This is a genomic window from Hydrogenophaga sp. (genome assembly GCF_031426985.1).
In the GTDB taxonomy this organism is placed as follows: Bacteria; Pseudomonadota; Gammaproteobacteria; order Burkholderiales; family Burkholderiaceae_C; genus Hydrogenophaga.
Map to the genome: position 1 here is coordinate 17,260 of NZ_JASJOY010000049.1, position 15,687 is coordinate 32,946.

The window sequence follows — 15,687 nt, forward strand, 5'->3', positions numbered from 1 at the left end:
TTTCAAAGGGGCAGGCCATCGCCCAGGGCGGGCAGGCCGTGGCGGCGGCGGGCCTGGGCGCAGGCGTCGCTGCCTTCTTCGAACTCGCGACACGGATTGGGCCGCCATTCGTAGATGCCGCAGGTGGCCTTTTGCCCAATCGGGCCGTACAGCGCCGCGCAGCGCGGGCGGCCGTGGTCGGTGCCGCGCATGCGGGCGGTGTGGTCGGTCACCGGTACCCACAGGCCGTCGGGCACGTTGCCGCCTTCGGATTGCGTTTCGAACACCGAGAAGTCCACGCGGAAACTGGCGCAGCAGGCGCCGCAGCTGGTGCAGGCGCTCACGGAGCGATCTCATGCACGTACATGATCGCGCCGTTGTACTGCGCGACCTGGTCGTAGAGAGCGCGGGCCGTGCTGTTGTCTTCAAAGGTCGTCCAGTACACCCTGGAGCAGGCTTTGGACCGCGCTTCTGCGTACACCCGCTCAATCAGCGCGCGGCCAACGCCCCGGCCTCTGGTCACTGGCGAGGTGAACAGGTCTTGCAGGTAGCAGACATCGTTTTGGCGGCTGGTGCTGGGGTGGTAGACCAGGTGCACCAGGCCCACGACCTGCCCGTCCAGCTCGGCGACAAACGCCTGGACGGGATCGGATGCCACGAAGAAGCGATCCCATGTCTGGCGGGTGATCGCTTCATCCAGGGCCGTGTCGCCCGTACGTCCGTAGAACGCGTTGTAGCCGTCCCAGAGCGGACGCCAGCCAGCGTAGTCTGTTTGTTCGACAGGGCGAATCCGCATCGATTCCGATCAGGCCAGCTGGCCCAGCAGCAGGTACTCCATGAGTGCCTTCTGCACGTGCATGCGGTTCTCGGCCTCGTCCCACACCACGCTCTGCGGGCCGTCGATGACTTCGGCGGTCACTTCCTCGCCACGGTGGGCGGGCAGACAGTGCATGAAGAGGGCATCGGGTTGGGCCACGGCCATCATGGCCTCGTCCACGCACCACTGTTTGAAGGCGGCACGGCGGACCTCGTTCTCGGCCTCGTAGCCCATGCTGGTCCACACGTCGGTGGTCACCAGATCGGCGCCTTTGCACGCCTCATTCGGGTCGCTGAACACCTTGTAGCAAGCCGGGTTCGTGATACCGGCGAGCTTCGCATCCACTTCGTAGCCGCTGGGCGTGCTCACGTGCACGGTGAAGCCCAGCAGCTCGGCCGCCTGCAGCCAGGTGTTGGCCATGTTGTTGCCGTCGCCCACCCAGGTCACAACCTTGCCGCGGATGGCGTCCAGCGGGTCGCCGCTGGGGGCCGGGCGGTATTCGGTCAGGGTGAACAGGTCGGCCAGGATCTGGCAGGGGTGGAACTCGTTGGTCAGGCCGTTGATGACCGGCACGCGCGAGAACTGCGCGAACTTCTCGATCTTGTCCTGGCCGAAGGTGCGGATCATCACGAGGTCGACCATGCGGCTGATCACGCGCGCGCTGTCCTCGATGGGTTCGGCGCGGCCGAGCTGGCTGTCGCCGGTGGTCAGGTGCACCACCGAGCCGCCCATCTGGTACATGCCGGCCTCGAAGCTCACGCGGGTGCGCGTGCTGGCCTTCTCGAAGATCATGGCCAGGGTGCGGTCCGGGTCGGCGAAGGGCTGGTACTTCTCGACCGCCTTGAACTTGGCCTTGATGAAGGCGGCGCGGCGCAGCAGGTAGCCGTATTCGGCGGCGCTGAAATCCTTGAACTGCAGGTAGTGGCGGATGGACATGCGGTGCACTCCGGGCGATCAGCCCTGTTCTTTGAGGAAGGTGTCGATGATGGGCAGCAGACGGGCGACGATTTCGTCGGCCTCGGCGCCGGTGATGATCAGTGGTGGCACCAGGCGGATCACGCTGTCGGCGGTGACCGAGAGCAGCAGGCCGGCGTCGGCCGCGCGCTGGGTGATCGCGCCGCAGGGCATGTCCAGCTCGATGCCGATCATCAGGCCCTGGCCGCGCACTTCCTTGACGCCCTTCTTGCCCATCAGGGCGGTCACCAGTTTGGTCTGGATCAGGGTGCCCATTTTCGCGGCGTTCTCCAGCAGACCGTCCTCTTCCATGATGCGGATGGTCTCGATGCCCGCGCGCATGGACAGCGGGTTGCCGCCGAAGGTGGTGCCGTGGTTGCCCGGCGCGAAGATGTTGGCGGCCTTGGGGCCGGCGACGACCGCACCGATCGGCACGCCAGAGCCCAGGCCCTTGGCCAGCGGCATCACGTCGGGCTGGATGCCGGCCCATTGGTGGGCGAACCACTTGCCGGTGCGGCCCATGCCGCACTGCACTTCGTCGATCATCATCAGCCAGTCGTTGGCATCGCACAGCGCGCGCACGCCCTGCAGGTACTCGACGCGCATCGGGTTCACGCCGCCTTCGCCCTGGATGGTCTCGAAGAACACCGCCACCACATTGGGGTTGCCGGCGGTGGCCTTCTTCAGCGCTTCGATGTCGTTCATCGGCACGCGGATGAAGCCTTCGACCAGCGGGCCGAAGCCGGCCTGCACCTTGGGGTTGCCGGTGGCCGACAGGGTGGCGATGGAGCGGCCGTGGAAGGCCTTCTCGTAGACCACGATCTCCGGGCGCTCGATGCCCTTGTCGTGACCGTACTTGCGCGCCAGCTTCAGCGCGGCTTCGTTCGCCTCCAGCCCGGTGGAGCAGAAGAACACGTTGGTCAGACCCGAACGCTCCACCAGCAGCTTGGCCAGTTCTTCCTGCCCGGGCACGTGGTAGTAGTTGCAGCAGTGGATCATGTCCGCCACCTGCTGCTGCAGCGCCTTCACCAGCTTGGGGTGGCCATGGCCCAGGGTGTTCACGGCGATGCCGGCCAGCGCGTCCAGGTATTCCTTGCCGTTGACGTCCCAGACACGGCAACCCTTGCCGTGCGTCAGGGCGATCGGGAGGCGCCCGTAGGTGTTCATCACGTGGGGCGACGACGGGACGATGGGGGCAGCGGCGCTCATGCAGGACTCCAGAAAAGGAAGGGCGGACCGATAGAAACAGAAGCGGCCCAACGAAGGGTTGAGCCGTTGAAAGCCGATTTTAGGCGCTGCATTGGGCACGATCATTGCTGATGCAGCATCGCTGTCATGAAAGCACGCCAGCATGTCAATCCGGTGGCGCGGCGACCCCGAGACGGGCGCGCCGTTCATCCGGGTAATCCCTTGGCTCAAGTCTTATATAAGATATAATTCCGGCATCCGCAACGGCATCCCATCCGATGACGTTGCGTTGCACAGCCGCCCTCCACACGAGGCTCAGCGCACGACGCCCACCGCCCGCTCGCTCCCCCACCCATGGCCGCCAACCCCACCGCCAAACAAGTGTTCATCCAGGGCGTGACCCGGAGCGGACGCACGTTCCGCCCCAGCGACTGGGCCGAGCGCCTGGCCGGCGTGATGAGCCAGTTCCGCCCCGGCGGGGGCAGCGCCCGCATCGGCAGCCACCTAGCCTACTCGCCCTGGTGCGTGCCCACGGTGGTCAACGGCATCAAGGTCGTCATCGTCCACACCGATCTGCGCGACGCCGAACCCATGGCCTGGGACTTCTGCATGAACTTCGCCAAAGACAACGACCTGCAGGTGGCCGAAGGCTGCCTGCTGCCGGACGCCAAGTAACCCGCCCCCGCCGCGCTGTGCGCGACGACTCCCTCAAGTGGGCAGCGCGGTGCGGCTTGGCAGAGCCCGTTCCGCCGCGTTCTGGTCGGGCGAAATGGCGCGTCGGGGAGTTTCCGCCGACCCGCCATCTGCATCCGCTATCCTCCGCCGGTCGGGCCGCCAGGCCCCTACCTGTAACGGAGCAAACCATGGCGATGGATGTGGTGGATTACCAATTGCACGGCGACGACATGCAGTTCGTCGAAATCGAACTCGACCCCGGTGAGGCCGCCATCGGCGAAGCCGGCAGCATGATGTACATGGAAGACGGCATCCGCATGGACACCGTCTTCGGCGACGGTTCGGCCGGCTCCGGCGGTGGCGGCCTGTTCGGCAAGCTGCTGGGCGCGGGCAAGCGCCTGATCACCGGGGAGTCGCTGTTCACCACGGTCTACACCAACGAAGGCCGTGGCAAGAAGAAGGTCGCTTTCGCTGCGCCCTACACCGGCAAGATCATCCCGTTCGACCTGAGCCAGCACGGCGGCACCCTGATCTGCCAGCGAGACGCCTTCCTCTGCGCCGCCAAGGGCGTGGCCCTGGGTGTGGCCTTCCAGCGCAAGCTGGGCACCGGCTTCTTCGGCGGCGAGGGCTTCATCATGCAGAAGCTTGACGGCGACGGTCTGGCCTTCGTGCATTCGGGTGGCACAGTGCTCGAACGCAAGCTCGCCCCCGGCGAGGTGCTGCGCGTGGACACCGGCTGCGTGGTCGCCTACACGCCGGACGTGGACTTCGACATCCAGTTCGTGGGCGGCGTGAAGACCGCGCTGTTCGGTGGTGAGGGCCTGTTCCTCGCCACGCTGCGCGGCCCGGGCACGGTGTGGATCCAGTCGCTGCCGTTCGCTCGCCTGGCCTCGCGCATCTTCGCGGCGGCACCCATGAGCCAGGGTGGCGGCGGCCGCGGTGGCGAGCAGGGTGGTCTGGCCGGTGGCATCCTGGGCGGCAGCCTGCTGGGCGGCTTCATCGGCGGGGACGACGACTGACCGCCAGGTGAGCGCCCAAAGAAAAACCGCCCCGAAGGGCGGTTTTCTCTTTTTGCTGGCAGCGCACCGTTTCAAACGGCAGACCGGGGCATCGGCGATGCATCGGTCCGGGCTGATGGCCTGCCGGGGCAGGCCGGCCGTCGCTGAAATTAAGCGGCGGCGGTGGCCAGGGCCTTGACCTTGGAGGACAGGCGGCTCTTGTCGCGAGCGGCCTTGTTCTTGTGGAAGATGCCCTTGTCGGCGACGGTGTCGACCACGGTCTGCATCTTGGCGAACAGCTCGGCGGCCTTGGTCTTGTCGCCGGCCAGAACAGCCTTTTCGACGTTCTTGACGGCGGTGCGGTACTTCGAACGCAGCGAGGTGTTGGCTGCGTTCAGCTTGACGTCCTGGCGTGCACGCTTGCGGCCAGACGCCAGACGGGGGTTCTTTTTCTTCGGCTTGGTTGCCATGGTGTGATTCCTTTACGTGTTTGGGATGATGCCAGCAAAGCCGAACATTATAGCCCGGCGCTCCATCGCTCGCTACCCACCTGCATTCAGCCCGCGGTGCCCGTGAAAGGGCTTGAGTCCGCCGCTGGCCGTGTTCCCCTTCCAGGCCGCAGGTGCCAGAGCGCGGGCGGCGGCGCCGAAGGCAGCGCAGGGGGTGCTCTTACACTCCTCGCGTGTCGCTCTTCAAATCCGCCTCGCTCGTCTCCCTGCTGACCCTGGCCTCGCGCATCACCGGGTTGGTGCGCGAACTGCTCATGGCCTCGGCTTTTGGCGCCAGTGCGCTGACCGACGCCTTCAACGTCGCCTTCCGCATCCCCAACCTGCTGCGCCGCCTGTTCGCCGAAGGCGCGTTCAGCCAGGCCTTCGTGCCGGTGCTGGCCGCCGCGCGCCAGAAGGAGGGCGACGACGCCACCCGCCAGATGGTGGACCAGATCGCCACCGTGCTGGCCTGGGCGCTCACGCTCACCTGCGTGCTGGGCGTGGCGGGGGCGCCGGTGCTGGTCTGGGCCATGGCCAGCGGCCTGCAGCAGAACCCGCACGGGTTCGAGGCGGCGGTGTTCATGACGCGCTGGATGTTCCCTTACATCGGCTTCATGTCCTTCGTGGCGCTGTCGGCCGGCATCCTGAACACCTGGAAGCACTTTGCCGTGCCCGCCGCCACGCCGGTGCTGCTGAACGTGGCCATGATCGCCGCCGCCGGCTGGGGCGCGCCGTGGCTCCAGACGCTGGGCATCGAACCCATCTACGCCATGGTCGGCGGCGTGCTGCTGGGCGGCACGCTGCAGCTGGCGGTGCAGATTCCCGCGCTGCGCCGCCTGGGCATGCTGCCGCGCATCGGCCTGCGCTGGGCCACGCTCCAGGCGGCCTGGAACCACCCCGGCACGCGCCGCGTCACCACGCTCATGCTGCCGGCCCTGCTGGGCGTCAGCGTGGCGCAGATCTCGCTGCTCATCAACACCCAGATCGCCTCGCACCTGACCACCGGCAGCGTCAGCTGGTTGACCTACGCCGACCGTCTGATGGAATTCCCCACCGCCATGCTGGGCGTGGCCCTGGGCGTGGTGTTGCTGCCGCAGCTGGCCGCGGCCCGGGCGGCCGACGACGGAGACCGCTACAGCGGCCTGCTGGACTGGGGCCTGCGTCTGGTGGTGCTGCTGGCCGTGCCCTGCGCGGTGGCCCTGCTCACCTTCGCCCGGCCGCTGGTGGCCGTGCTCTACCACTACGGCGCCTTCAGCAGCACCGACGTGCAGCAGACCACCGTGGCGCTGATGGGTTACGGCGCCGGACTGCTGGGCCTGATCGCCATCAAGGTGCTGGCGCCGGGCTTCTATGCGCGGCAGGACATCCGCACCCCGGTGAAGATCGCGGTGGTGGTGCTGGCGCTGACGCAGCTGATGAACCTGGTGTTTGTGCCGTACCTCGCGCACGCCGGGCTGGCGCTGGCCATCGGCCTGGGCGCGATGGTCAACGCGCTGTGGCTGCTGATCGGCCTGATCCGCCGCGGCGCCTACACCCCCTCGGCCGGCTGGGCGCGGTTCGGGCTGCAGGTGCTGGCGGCCAGCGCGCTGCTGGCGGTGTACCTGATGTGGCTGGCCGCCCATGTGGACTGGGTGGCACTGCAGGCCCACGCGCTGCAGCGGGTCGGCCTGCTGGCGCTGTCGGTAGCGGGGGCGGTGCTGGTCTACTTCGTCAGCCTGACGCTGGCCGGTGTGAAGCTGCGCCAATTCGTCCGAAAATAAAGCCCCGATGCGCGCTGGAAATCGCCATGCCCCCTGCGTTTGACTTCCTGACCCCGCCCACGCCGCTGGCCTACTTTGCCAGTCTGGTCGGCGACGACGATCAGTTGCCCCTGCTGGAGGCGGCGGCGTCCATCGCGCAGGACGAATACCCCGACCTGGACGTGCAGACCGTGCTGGGCGATGTGGACCAGCTGCTGGCGCGCCTGCGCCGCCGCACCCCGGCCGACGCCGACGCCCTGCAGCGCCTGCGCGCCCTCAACCAGTTCTTCTTCCGCGACCTGGGTTTTGGCGGCAACGTCAACAACTACTACGACCCCGACAACAGCTACCTCAACGTGCTGCTCAAGACGCGGCGCGGCATCCCCATCACCCTGGCCGTGCTGTGGCTGGAACTGGCGCAGGGCATGGGCCTGAAGGCCATGGGCATCAATTTTCCGGGCCACTTCATGGTCAAGGTCAATCTGCCCAACGGGCAGGTGGTGATCGACCCGTTCACCGGCCAGTCGCTCAGCCGCGAGGAGCTGTCGGAGCGGCTGGAGCCCTACAAGCGCCGCAACGGACTGGTGGACGATTTCGACGTGCCGGTGGGGCTGTACCTGCAGGCCGCGCCGGGGCGCGACGTCCTGGCGCGCATGCTGCGCAACCTCAAGGAAATCCACCGCACCGCCGAAGACTGGCTGCGCCTGATCGCCGTGCAGGACCGCCTGCTGGTGCTGCTGCCCGACGCCTGGATCGAGTACCGCGACCGTGGCCTGGCCTGGGCCGAGATGGGCGATGCCCGGCTGGCGGTGGACGACCTGTCGATCTACATCGCCCACACCGACGATGCGCTGGACCGCGAGGCCATGACCCAGCGGGTGCAGGAACTCAGGCGCGCGCTCAGCTGAGCTGATATGTGTCACGGCGCAAAGCCGTGTTTCTCGGTGTAAGTCGCGTTGACGCGCCTGGCCGACACGCCCACCATGCGGCTTCCGTCACCACTGCGGCTTCTGGCCGCACCTGCCATGTCCAAAAACGTCCAACGCCTGATCGCCTCTGCCCTCATTCCCTGCCTGCTGCTGGGCGGCTTGCCCCTGTCGGCCCAGGCCGCCCTGGTCACCAGCGAAGAGGCCCTGGTCACCACCCCGGCCAGTGCGGCGAACCGCGAACGCGTCACTGCTTTCTTCTCGCGCGACGACGTGCGCCAGCAGCTGCAGGCCCAGGGCGTGAGCGCCGACGACGCCGTGGCCCGCGTGCAGGCCATGAGCGACGCCGAAGTGGCCCAGCTGGCCGACCGCGTGGACCGCGCGCCCGCCGGCGGCGGTGTGGTGGGCGTGCTGTTCACCGTGTTCCTGATCCTGCTGGTGACCGACATCCTGGGCTTCACCAAGGTGTTCCCGTTCACCCGCGCGATCCGATGACCCCTGGGCGGCCGTCGGCCCGCACAAGCCCCGCCCTGGCGGGGCTTGTGCTTTGTGCCGTGCTGGTCCTGGGCGGCTGCGCCACGGCGCCGCAGATGGCCGCGCTCGAACGCGCCTGGCCGCCCGCCTGGCCCGACCAGATGCTGCTGGGCACGGTGCCCTTTTTTGCGCAGGACGACCACCTCTGTGGCCCCGCCTCGCTGGCCATGGTGGCCCAGGCCGCTGGGCGTGGGGTCACCCCCGCGCAGCTCACGCCCCAGGTCTACCTGCCGGGGCGCCAGGGCGCGCTGCAGGTCGAAATGCTGGCCGCCACGCGCCGCCTGGGCCTGGTGCCGTACCCGCTGGCCCCCGAACTGCAGGCCCTGCTGGCCGAGGTGACCGCGGGCGAGCCGGTGCTGGTGCTGCAGAACCTCGGCTTGTCTTTTTCGCCGCTGTGGCACTACGCGGTGGTGATCGGCTACGACCGCGCCACGCAGGACCTGATCCTGCATTCCGGCACCACGGCACGCCAGCGCCTGCCGGTCAGCACCTTCGAGCAGACCTGGGCGCGCGGCGGCAACTGGGCGCTGCGCGCCACGCCGCCCGCGCAATTGCCGGCCACGGCACAGCCCGAGCCCTGGGCGCGTGCGGTGGCGGCCCTGGAGCGGGTGGACCCGCCAGCGGCCTACACCGCCTGGGCCACCGCGCTGCAGCGCTGGCCGGGCGACCGATCGGCCCTGCTGGGGCTGGGCAATGCCGCGTACGCCATGGGCCAGCGCGAACGCGCGGCGCAGGCCTTTGACGCCGCCACGCAGGCGCAGCCGGACTTTGCCGACGCCTGGCACAACCTGGCCCAGGTGCAGCTCGAACTGGACCGGTTGCCGGCCGCGCAAGCCGCCGCCAACCGCGCCGTGGCCCTGGGGGGCCCCCGGCTGGCCGTGTACCAGGCACTGCAGCAGCAGATTGCACAACGCACACAGCGCTGAGCGGGGCGGGGCGGACAATCCCGTCTTTTGACGAACGGGGCAAGTCCATGAAAACCGTGATGCTGGTCGGCGCGACCGGGCTGGTGGGGCAGCAGGTGCTGCAACAGGCGCTGGCGAGTGACCAGGTGGGCCGGGTCGTCGCGCCCACGCGCCGCGCGCTGCCGGCGCACCCCAAGCTGCACAACCCGGTGGTGGACTTCGACCACCTGCCCGAAGACGCGCCCTGGTGGGCGGTGGACGCGGTGGTCTGCACCCTGGGCACCACCATCAAGGTCGCCGGCTCGCAGGCCGCCTTCTACCGCGTGGACCACGACCTGCCGCTGCGCGCGGCGCAGCTTGCCTTGCGCCACGGCGCCCGGGCCTATGCACTCAATTCGGCGCTGGGGGCCGACCCGCGGTCGCCGGTGTTCTATTCGCGCACCAAGGGCGAACTCGAACGCGACTTGCAGGCGTTGGGGTATCCGTCGCTGACGCTGGTGCGGCCGGGGCTGATCGGTGGCGACCGCCAGGAGCCGCGGCCCGCGGAGCAGATCGGTGTGCGCGTGTCGCAATGGCTGCGGCCGCTGCTGCCGCCGCGCTACCGCGTGGTGCCGCCCGAACGCATCGCGCACCACCTGCTGCGGGCGGCACTGGCGGCCGTGCCCGGCGCCACCGTGTTGCTGTCCGAAGCCCTCGTCTGACGTACCGTCCACCCTGTGTTCAGCGCCCGGTGGTTGACGGCGTGCCCGCCTTGCCCAGCTGGTGCCAGGCACGGCGCAGCTGTGTGTCGGAACTGAAGCCCGCCAGTTCCGCCGCCCGGCCCACGCTGCAGCCGGCGTGCAGCGCGGCCTCGGCCAGGTCCAGCCGGATGCGGCGCAGGTAGTCCAGCGGCGCGATGCCCGCGTGCGCCAGAAACAGGCGGCTCAGGTGGCGCGGCGAGGTGCAGGCCACGTCGGCCATGGTCTGGGCCGACCAGGCCTCCTGCGGCCGCTGGCTCACCGCGTCTTGCACGCGGTGCAGGGCTGGGTGCAGGTGGTCGCGGTAGCGCAGGAAGGGCGAGAGTTCCGGGTCGCCCGGGCCGCGCCGCAGGGCCACCACCATGGTCTGTGCCACGCGGGCCGCCAGCGCCGGGCCACACACCGCCGCGATGCGGTGCAGGAACAGGTCGATGCCGGTGGTCACGCCCGCGCTGCTGCTGACCGCGCCGTCCAGCACAAACACCCGGTTGGCCACCGCGTCGCAGCGCGGCGCGGCCTGGCGCAGCTCGTCCAGGTGGTGGTGATGGGTGGTGGCGCGGTGGCCGTCCAGCAGTCCGGCGTGCGCCGCCAGGATGGCGCCCGCGCACACCGTCACCAGCTCCAGCCGTCCCGTCTGCAGGCGCAGGCCGCGCAGCCAGTGCAGCAGCTCGGGGGCGCCGGGGCCGCGCACGTCGATGGTGTTGCCGGGTTGGCCGAGCAGCACGATCCAGGTCGGCGGGGCGTCGCTGCCCGGGGCGATGGTGGACAGCGGCTCGATGCCGGCCACCAGCGCGCCCACCGAACTGGCCGCCTGCGCCGCCGGGCCGACGAAGCGCAGTTCGAAGGCCGGGGCCTGGCCGGACTCCGCCAGGCACTGGTTGGCGATGCGCAGCGCCTCGGCCGGACCGGCCCAGTCCAGGATCAGGCTGCCGGGCAGCAGCACGAAGGCCACCCGGATGGGGGGCCTCACCCCCGCGTCCACTGGAACTCCATCTGCCGCGCGGTGCGCAGCGCCAGCGCTTCGCCGGCCAGCCGTGCCACCAGGTGCAGGCTCATGTCGATGCCGGCGCTGATGCCACCGGACGTGACCACCCGGCCCTGGTCCAGCCAGCGCACGCCGGCCCGCACCTCCAGCGCCGGGAAGGCGCGCGCCAGGTCGGCCTGGTCTTCCCAGTGGGTGGTGGCCGGGCCCGCCTGCAGCACGCCGCTGGCTGCGAGCAGGAAGGCGCCCGTGCAGACCGATGCGGTCAGCTCTGCCTGTGCGCTGGTCCGTGCCAGCCACGGCAGGGTGTCGGGGCAACGCTGGGCCTGGTCCACCACGCCCCCGGGGACGATGAGCAGGTCCACCGTCGGGGCATCGGCGAAACCGTGGTCTGGCAGCAAGGTCAGGCCGGCGCGGGCACGCACCGGGTGGCGGGTGCGGGCCACGCTGAACACCTCGAACGGTGCGGCGGCGGCCGGCGCTTCGCGCAGGGCCATGCGGCTGGCGGTGGTGAACACCTCGTAAGGGCCGGCGAAGTCCAACGCCTCGACCTCGTCGAAGGCCAGGATCGCGACCCGGCGGGTGGCCGCGCTCATGCGAGGGCCTGCGCCGCCTCGGCCACGCTGCACAGGCGGGCGAAACGGTCCTTCAGGACGGTGGCCGTGCGGCTGGTGATGTCGGCCGCGCTCAGCGCCCGGCCGTCGGGCTGCACCATGGCGAAGGTGAGCGTGGCCTCGGGCACGAAGTCCACGCGGTAACCCAGGTCCGACGCATGGCGGGTGGTGGTCTCGCAGCACTGCTCGGTGCGGATGCCGCTGATCACCAGGTGGCGGATGCCACGTTCGGTGAACCACACGTCCAGCCCGGTGCCCACCAGCGCGCTGTGGCGCGACTTCTGGAACGTGGCCGCCGCCTCGAAGGGGGCCAGCCCGTCCAGCGGTCGCACAGCGCCCGAGGCGAGGGCAAAGGCGTTCTCGGGCAGGTCCGGTCCGTCCACATGGAAGACGCGCACGATGGGCGTGCCTGCCGCCTGCGCGGCGTGGATCAGCGCGTTCTGCGCGGTCAGGTAGGCGGGCAGGCCCGCGTCGGAAAAATACGGCCGGCGCCGGAACGATTCCTGGACATCGATCACCAGCAGACAGGTTTTCATGAAGGCAACTCCTTGTGGAACAGGCCTGCATTGTTCTGTTGCGACAAAGGTCTGTCCGGCATCAGGCCAGACAAGCTTCGATCGTTTCCGGACACGAGCCGCCGGTGGATCAGGTGCTGACCGGCACCGGTGGCGGCCGCAACAGCAGCACGGCCAGCGCCAGGCAGGCCAGCACCAGACTGGCGGCAAAGGTGGCGCTGGCGCCCAGCCGGTCCCACAGCAGGCCGGCCAGGCCGCTGGCCAGCAGCATCGCCACGCCCGACACCAGGTTGAACAGGCCGAAGGCCGTGCCGCGCAGATCGGCGGGCGCGGTGTCGGCCACCATGGTCGCCAGCAGGCCCTGCGTCAGAGCCATGTGCAGGCCCCAGAGGGCGATGCCGGCCCAGGCGATGGCGCCGCGGTCGCGCCAGGCGAGCAGGGCGTCGGCGGCCATCAGCACCAGCAGGCCCGCGGCGAGCAGCCGCCGGTGGTCTGTGGTGTCGGCCAGCTTGCCCAGCGGGTAGGCGCCCAGCGCGTAGACCAGGTTCATCACGATCAGCACCAGCGGCACCCAGGCCAGTGCCAGCCCGCCCTGCTGCACCCGCAGCACCAGAAAGGCTTCGGAAAACCGCGCCAGCGTGAACACGGCGCCCAGGCCGACCACCCACCAGTAGGCGCCACCGAGCTGGCGCAGCTTCTCGCGCGAGATGGGTTGCGTGCGGGGCGCGCCCGCCGGTCGTTCGGGCTCTTGCACGCCGAACATCAGCAGCAGGACGCAGAGCACCGCCGGGATCACCGCGACCCAGAACACGGCCTGGAAGTCGTTGTGCCACAGCAGCATCAGGCCCACGGCCAGCACCGGGCCGAGGAAGGCGCCCACCGTGTCCAGCGACTGGCGCAGGCCGAAGGCCGCGCCACGCTGGTCGGGCGGCGCAATGTCGGCCACCAGCGCGTCGCGCGGGGCGCCGCGGATGCCTTTGCCCACACGGTCGATCAGCCGCGCCGCGATCACGGGTTCGACCGATGTGGCGAGCGCAAACAGGGGTTTGGAGAGGGCGCCCAGGCCGTAGCCCAGCAGCGCCAGTGGCTTGCGTTTGCCCCACCAGTCGCTCAGCGCGCCCGAGAAGACTTTGACGATCAGCGCGGTCGCTTCGGCCGCGCCTTCGAGCAGGCCGACGGTCACCATGCTGGCGCCCAGGCCGGTGACCAGAAACACCGGCAACAGGCTGTGGATCAGCTCCGAAGAGATGTCCATCAGCAGGCTGACGAAACCCAGCGCCCAGATGGCGCCGGGGAGCCGGCGCCGGGGAGTCGGGGCGCCGGCCATGCGGGGCAGGGTCAGGCCACGACCACCGAGGCGCCGTCGCCCTTGGCGGCGATGGCGCCGATCTCGTACACCGTCTCGCCCAGCCCGCGCAGGGTGGCGGCGCAGGCAGCAGCTTCGGTGGCGTCGATGACGACGACCATGCCGATGCCGTTGTTGAAGGTGCGGTTCATCTCGATGTCGTCGATGCCGGCGACCTTCTGCAACCAGGCGAACAGCTCGGTCTGCGGCCAGCTGCCCTTTTTCAGGTGGGCGGCCGTGCCTTCGGGCAGCACGCGCGGGATGTTCTCCAGCAGGCCGCCGCCGGTGATGTGGGCCAGGGCCTTGACCGGGTGCTGGGCGAGGGTGGCCAGCACGTTCTTCACGTACAGGCGGGTCGGGGCCATGATGGCCTGCTTGAAGGGCTGGCCATCCAGCGTGGCGGGCAGGTCGCTGCCGGCGCGTTCGATGCACTTGCGCACCAGCGAGAAGCCGTTGGAGTGCACGCCGTGCGAGGCCAGGCCCAGCACCACGTCGCCCGGCTTCACATCCTTGCCGGTCAGGATCTTGCTCTTTTCGACCGCGCCGACGCAGAAGCCCGCCAGGTCGTATTCGCCGGCCGGGTACATGCCGGGCATTTCAGCGGTTTCGCCGCCGATCAGGGCGCAGCCCGAGAGTTCACAACCCTTGGCGATGCCGCCGACCACGGCCGCGGCCGTTTCCACGTCCAGCTTGCCGCAGGCGAAATAGTCCAGGAAGAACAGCGGCTCGGCGCCCTGCACCAGCACGTCGTTCACGCTCATGCCCACCAGATCGATGCCCACGGTGTCGTGCAGGTTCCATTCAAACGCCAGCTTGAGCTTGGTGCCCACGCCGTCGGTGCCGGAGACCAGCACGGGTTCCTGGTAGCGCTTGGGCACTTCGAACAGCGCGCCGAAACCGCCGATGCCGGCCAGCACGCCTTCGCGCATGGTCTTTTTGGCCAGCGGCTTGATGCGCTCGACCAGCGCGTCGCCTGCGTCGATGTCAACGCCGGCGTCTTTGTAGGAGAGGGGAGTGGTGCTGGAAGTCATGGGAACGGAAGCCGCCGTGCGGGCGGGCAGGAGGAGGGCCAAGGGAAGCGGGCAGCCGGCGCCCAGGGGGCCGACTAGAATTTGCCTCTGATTTTAAGGGTTCGCCCTGTCCCGTCGCCGCCCGTCCCGAGCCCGCCCGCATGACCTTCACCCCCCAACAGATCCGCGCCGCCGCCTGGCTGGGCATTGCCCTGGCGGTCTGGCTGCTGCTGTCGCTGCTGGCGCCGGTGCTCACGCCCTTCCTGCTGGCGGGGGTGCTGGCCTACGCGCTGCACCCCGCGGTGGAGCGTTTGCACGCGCGCCGCGTGCCGCGCTGGCTGGGGGCCGGCGTCGCGCTCACCCTGCTGATGCTGGTGATGCTGGCGGTGCTGTTGCTCATCGTGCCCGTCATCACCAAACAGGTGCCGTTGCTCAAAGAACAGGTGCCGGTGCTGCTGGACCGGCTCAACGACTGGCTGATCCCGGTGCTGGGCCGCTTCGGGGTGGAACTGCAGGTGGACGTGGCCCTGGTGCGCGGCTGGCTGCAGCAGCTCATCTCCGGGCACGAAGGGGAGCTGGTGGACGGCCTGCTGTCGTCCCTGCGCATCGGCGGCAGCGCGCTCATGGCGGTGGCGGGCAACCTGGTGCTCGCGCCCATCGTCGCCTACTACCTGTTGCTGGACTGGGCCAACCTGGTCGGGCGGGCCAAGGGCCTGATCCCGCCGCGCTGGCGCACCGTGGTGCAAGGCTTTCTGGACGAAACCGACGAGGTGCTGGGCCAGTACCTGCGCGGGCAACTGCTGGTCATGGGTGTGCTGGCGGTGTTCTACACCGTGGGGCTGGCCCTGGTGGGGCTCAAGCTGGCGCTGCCCATCGGCGTGTTCACCGGCCTGGCGGTCTTCATTCCCTACCTGGGCTTTGGCCTGGGGCTGGTGCTGGCCCTGCTGGCCGCGGTGCTGCAGTTCCAGGCCGTGCTGGGCGTGGCCCTGGTGGGCGCGGTCTACGCCGTCGGCCAGGTGGTCGAGAGCATGTATGTCACGCCGCGCCTGCTGGGCGAACGCATCGGCCTGCACCCCATTGCCGTCATCTTCGCCCTCATGGCCTTTGGCCACCTGCTGGGCTTCGTGGGCGTGCTGATCGCCCTGCCGGCCAGCGCCGTGTTGCTGGTGGCCATCCGCCGTCTCAAGACCCGCTACATGAACAGTGCGCTGTACCTCGACGGTGCCGCGCCCGCCGCCACGGCTGCCCAGCCGGTGGCCAAAGATCCCAACCTATGACCCC

Annotated in this window: 18 protein-coding genes; 8 read left to right on the forward strand and 10 right to left on the reverse strand. The window is 69.4% G+C overall.

Annotated features, from left to right (window positions below):
- Nucleotides 1-2: 2 nt before the first annotated feature.
- Genes RMP09_RS06580 through RMP09_RS06595 form a run of 4 tightly spaced genes read right to left on the reverse strand, consistent with a single transcriptional unit; the run spans nucleotide 3 to nucleotide 2,959 of the window.
- Nucleotides 3-323: a YkgJ family cysteine cluster protein gene (locus RMP09_RS06580; protein ID WP_310565206.1), complete on the reverse strand. Its 321-nt coding sequence runs from the start codon at nucleotides 321-323 to the stop codon at nucleotides 3-5.
- The gene (locus RMP09_RS06585; protein ID WP_310565207.1) at nucleotides 320-775 is read right to left on the reverse strand and encodes a GNAT family N-acetyltransferase; all 456 of its coding nucleotides are present in this window, start codon (nucleotides 773-775) and stop codon (nucleotides 320-322) included. Before RMP09_RS06585 ends, RMP09_RS06580 begins: the two co-directional genes overlap by 4 nt.
- 9 nt (nucleotides 776-784) lie before the next feature.
- Nucleotides 785-1,732 carry an ornithine carbamoyltransferase gene (gene argF, locus RMP09_RS06590; RefSeq protein WP_310565208.1) on the reverse strand — a complete coding sequence of 316 codons (948 nt, stop codon included), beginning with the start codon at nucleotides 1,730-1,732 and terminating at the stop codon, nucleotides 785-787.
- Between the two features lie 18 nt (nucleotides 1,733-1,750).
- Complete coding sequence (locus RMP09_RS06595; protein ID WP_310565209.1) at nucleotides 1,751-2,959, reverse strand: aspartate aminotransferase family protein; 1,209 nt, start codon at nucleotides 2,957-2,959, stop codon at nucleotides 1,751-1,753.
- A gap of 333 nt (nucleotides 2,960-3,292) precedes the next feature.
- Between RMP09_RS06595 and RMP09_RS06600 the strand changes: the two genes are divergently transcribed.
- Together RMP09_RS06600 and RMP09_RS06605 are read left to right on the forward strand one after the other, a co-directional pair.
- A complete protein-coding gene (locus RMP09_RS06600) occupies nucleotides 3,293-3,613 on the forward strand; it encodes a DUF3579 domain-containing protein (RefSeq protein WP_310565210.1) in 321 nt (106 codons plus the stop codon).
- A gap of 188 nt (nucleotides 3,614-3,801) precedes the next feature.
- The gene (locus tag RMP09_RS06605; RefSeq protein WP_310565211.1) at nucleotides 3,802-4,632 is read left to right on the forward strand and encodes a TIGR00266 family protein; all 831 of its coding nucleotides are present in this window, start codon (nucleotides 3,802-3,804) and stop codon (nucleotides 4,630-4,632) included.
- A gap of 149 nt (nucleotides 4,633-4,781) precedes the next feature.
- Here the strand turns inward: RMP09_RS06605 and rpsT are convergent, their stop codons facing one another.
- Nucleotides 4,782-5,081, reverse strand: coding sequence for a 30S ribosomal protein S20 (gene rpsT, locus RMP09_RS06610; RefSeq protein ID WP_310565212.1), 300 nt, complete (start codon nucleotides 5,079-5,081; stop codon nucleotides 4,782-4,784).
- Nucleotides 5,082-5,293: 212 nt separating this feature from the next.
- Between rpsT and murJ the strand changes: the two genes are divergently transcribed.
- The 5 genes from murJ to RMP09_RS06635 all read left to right on the forward strand — a co-directional run bounded on the left by murJ (nucleotide 5,294) and on the right by RMP09_RS06635 (nucleotide 9,904).
- On the forward strand, nucleotides 5,294-6,859 hold the full coding sequence (gene murJ / locus RMP09_RS06615; RefSeq protein WP_310565213.1) for a murein biosynthesis integral membrane protein MurJ: 1,566 nt from the start codon (nucleotides 5,294-5,296) through the stop codon (nucleotides 6,857-6,859).
- A gap of 26 nt (nucleotides 6,860-6,885) precedes the next feature.
- A complete protein-coding gene (locus tag RMP09_RS06620; RefSeq protein ID WP_310565214.1) occupies nucleotides 6,886-7,746 on the forward strand; it encodes a SirB1 family protein in 861 nt (286 codons plus the stop codon).
- A 117-nt stretch (nucleotides 7,747-7,863) separates the two neighbouring features.
- Nucleotides 7,864-8,259: a PA2779 family protein gene (locus tag RMP09_RS06625; protein ID WP_310565215.1), complete on the forward strand. Its 396-nt coding sequence runs from the start codon at nucleotides 7,864-7,866 to the stop codon at nucleotides 8,257-8,259.
- Between the two features lie 59 nt (nucleotides 8,260-8,318).
- Nucleotides 8,319-9,224 carry a PA2778 family cysteine peptidase gene (locus RMP09_RS06630; RefSeq protein WP_310565216.1) on the forward strand — a complete coding sequence of 302 codons (906 nt, stop codon included), beginning with the start codon at nucleotides 8,319-8,321 and terminating at the stop codon, nucleotides 9,222-9,224.
- 47 nt (nucleotides 9,225-9,271) lie between these two features.
- Nucleotides 9,272-9,904: an NAD-dependent dehydratase gene (locus tag RMP09_RS06635; RefSeq protein ID WP_310565217.1), complete on the forward strand. Its 633-nt coding sequence runs from the start codon at nucleotides 9,272-9,274 to the stop codon at nucleotides 9,902-9,904.
- Nucleotides 9,905-9,923: 19 nt separating this feature from the next.
- Here RMP09_RS06635 and RMP09_RS06640 read toward each other — a convergent pair whose 3' ends face one another.
- The 5 genes from RMP09_RS06640 to purM all read right to left on the reverse strand — a co-directional run bounded on the left by RMP09_RS06640 (nucleotide 9,924) and on the right by purM (nucleotide 14,427).
- Entirely contained in the window at nucleotides 9,924-10,910 is a 987-nt protein-coding gene (locus RMP09_RS06640) for a GlxA family transcriptional regulator (RefSeq protein ID WP_310565218.1), read from the reverse strand.
- On the reverse strand, nucleotides 10,907-11,518 hold the full coding sequence (locus RMP09_RS06645; RefSeq protein WP_310565219.1) for a DJ-1/PfpI family protein: 612 nt from the start codon (nucleotides 11,516-11,518) through the stop codon (nucleotides 10,907-10,909). Before RMP09_RS06645 ends, RMP09_RS06640 begins: the two co-directional genes overlap by 4 nt.
- A complete protein-coding gene (locus tag RMP09_RS06650; RefSeq protein ID WP_310565220.1) occupies nucleotides 11,515-12,072 on the reverse strand; it encodes an isochorismatase family protein in 558 nt (185 codons plus the stop codon). The genes RMP09_RS06645 and RMP09_RS06650 overlap by 4 nt, the downstream gene beginning before the upstream one ends.
- A gap of 109 nt (nucleotides 12,073-12,181) precedes the next feature.
- Entirely contained in the window at nucleotides 12,182-13,378 is a 1,197-nt protein-coding gene (locus tag RMP09_RS06655) for an MFS transporter (RefSeq protein ID WP_310565221.1), read from the reverse strand.
- Nucleotides 13,379-13,389: 11 nt separating this feature from the next.
- Nucleotides 13,390-14,427 (reverse strand): phosphoribosylformylglycinamidine cyclo-ligase, encoded by a 1,038-nt coding sequence (purM, locus tag RMP09_RS06660; RefSeq protein ID WP_310565222.1) that lies wholly within the window; start codon nucleotides 14,425-14,427, stop codon nucleotides 13,390-13,392.
- A gap of 140 nt (nucleotides 14,428-14,567) precedes the next feature.
- Between purM and RMP09_RS06665 the strand changes: the two genes are divergently transcribed.
- Complete coding sequence (locus RMP09_RS06665) at nucleotides 14,568-15,683, forward strand: AI-2E family transporter (protein WP_310565223.1); 1,116 nt, start codon at nucleotides 14,568-14,570, stop codon at nucleotides 15,681-15,683.
- The last annotated feature ends 4 nt before the right edge of the window (nucleotides 15,684-15,687 follow it).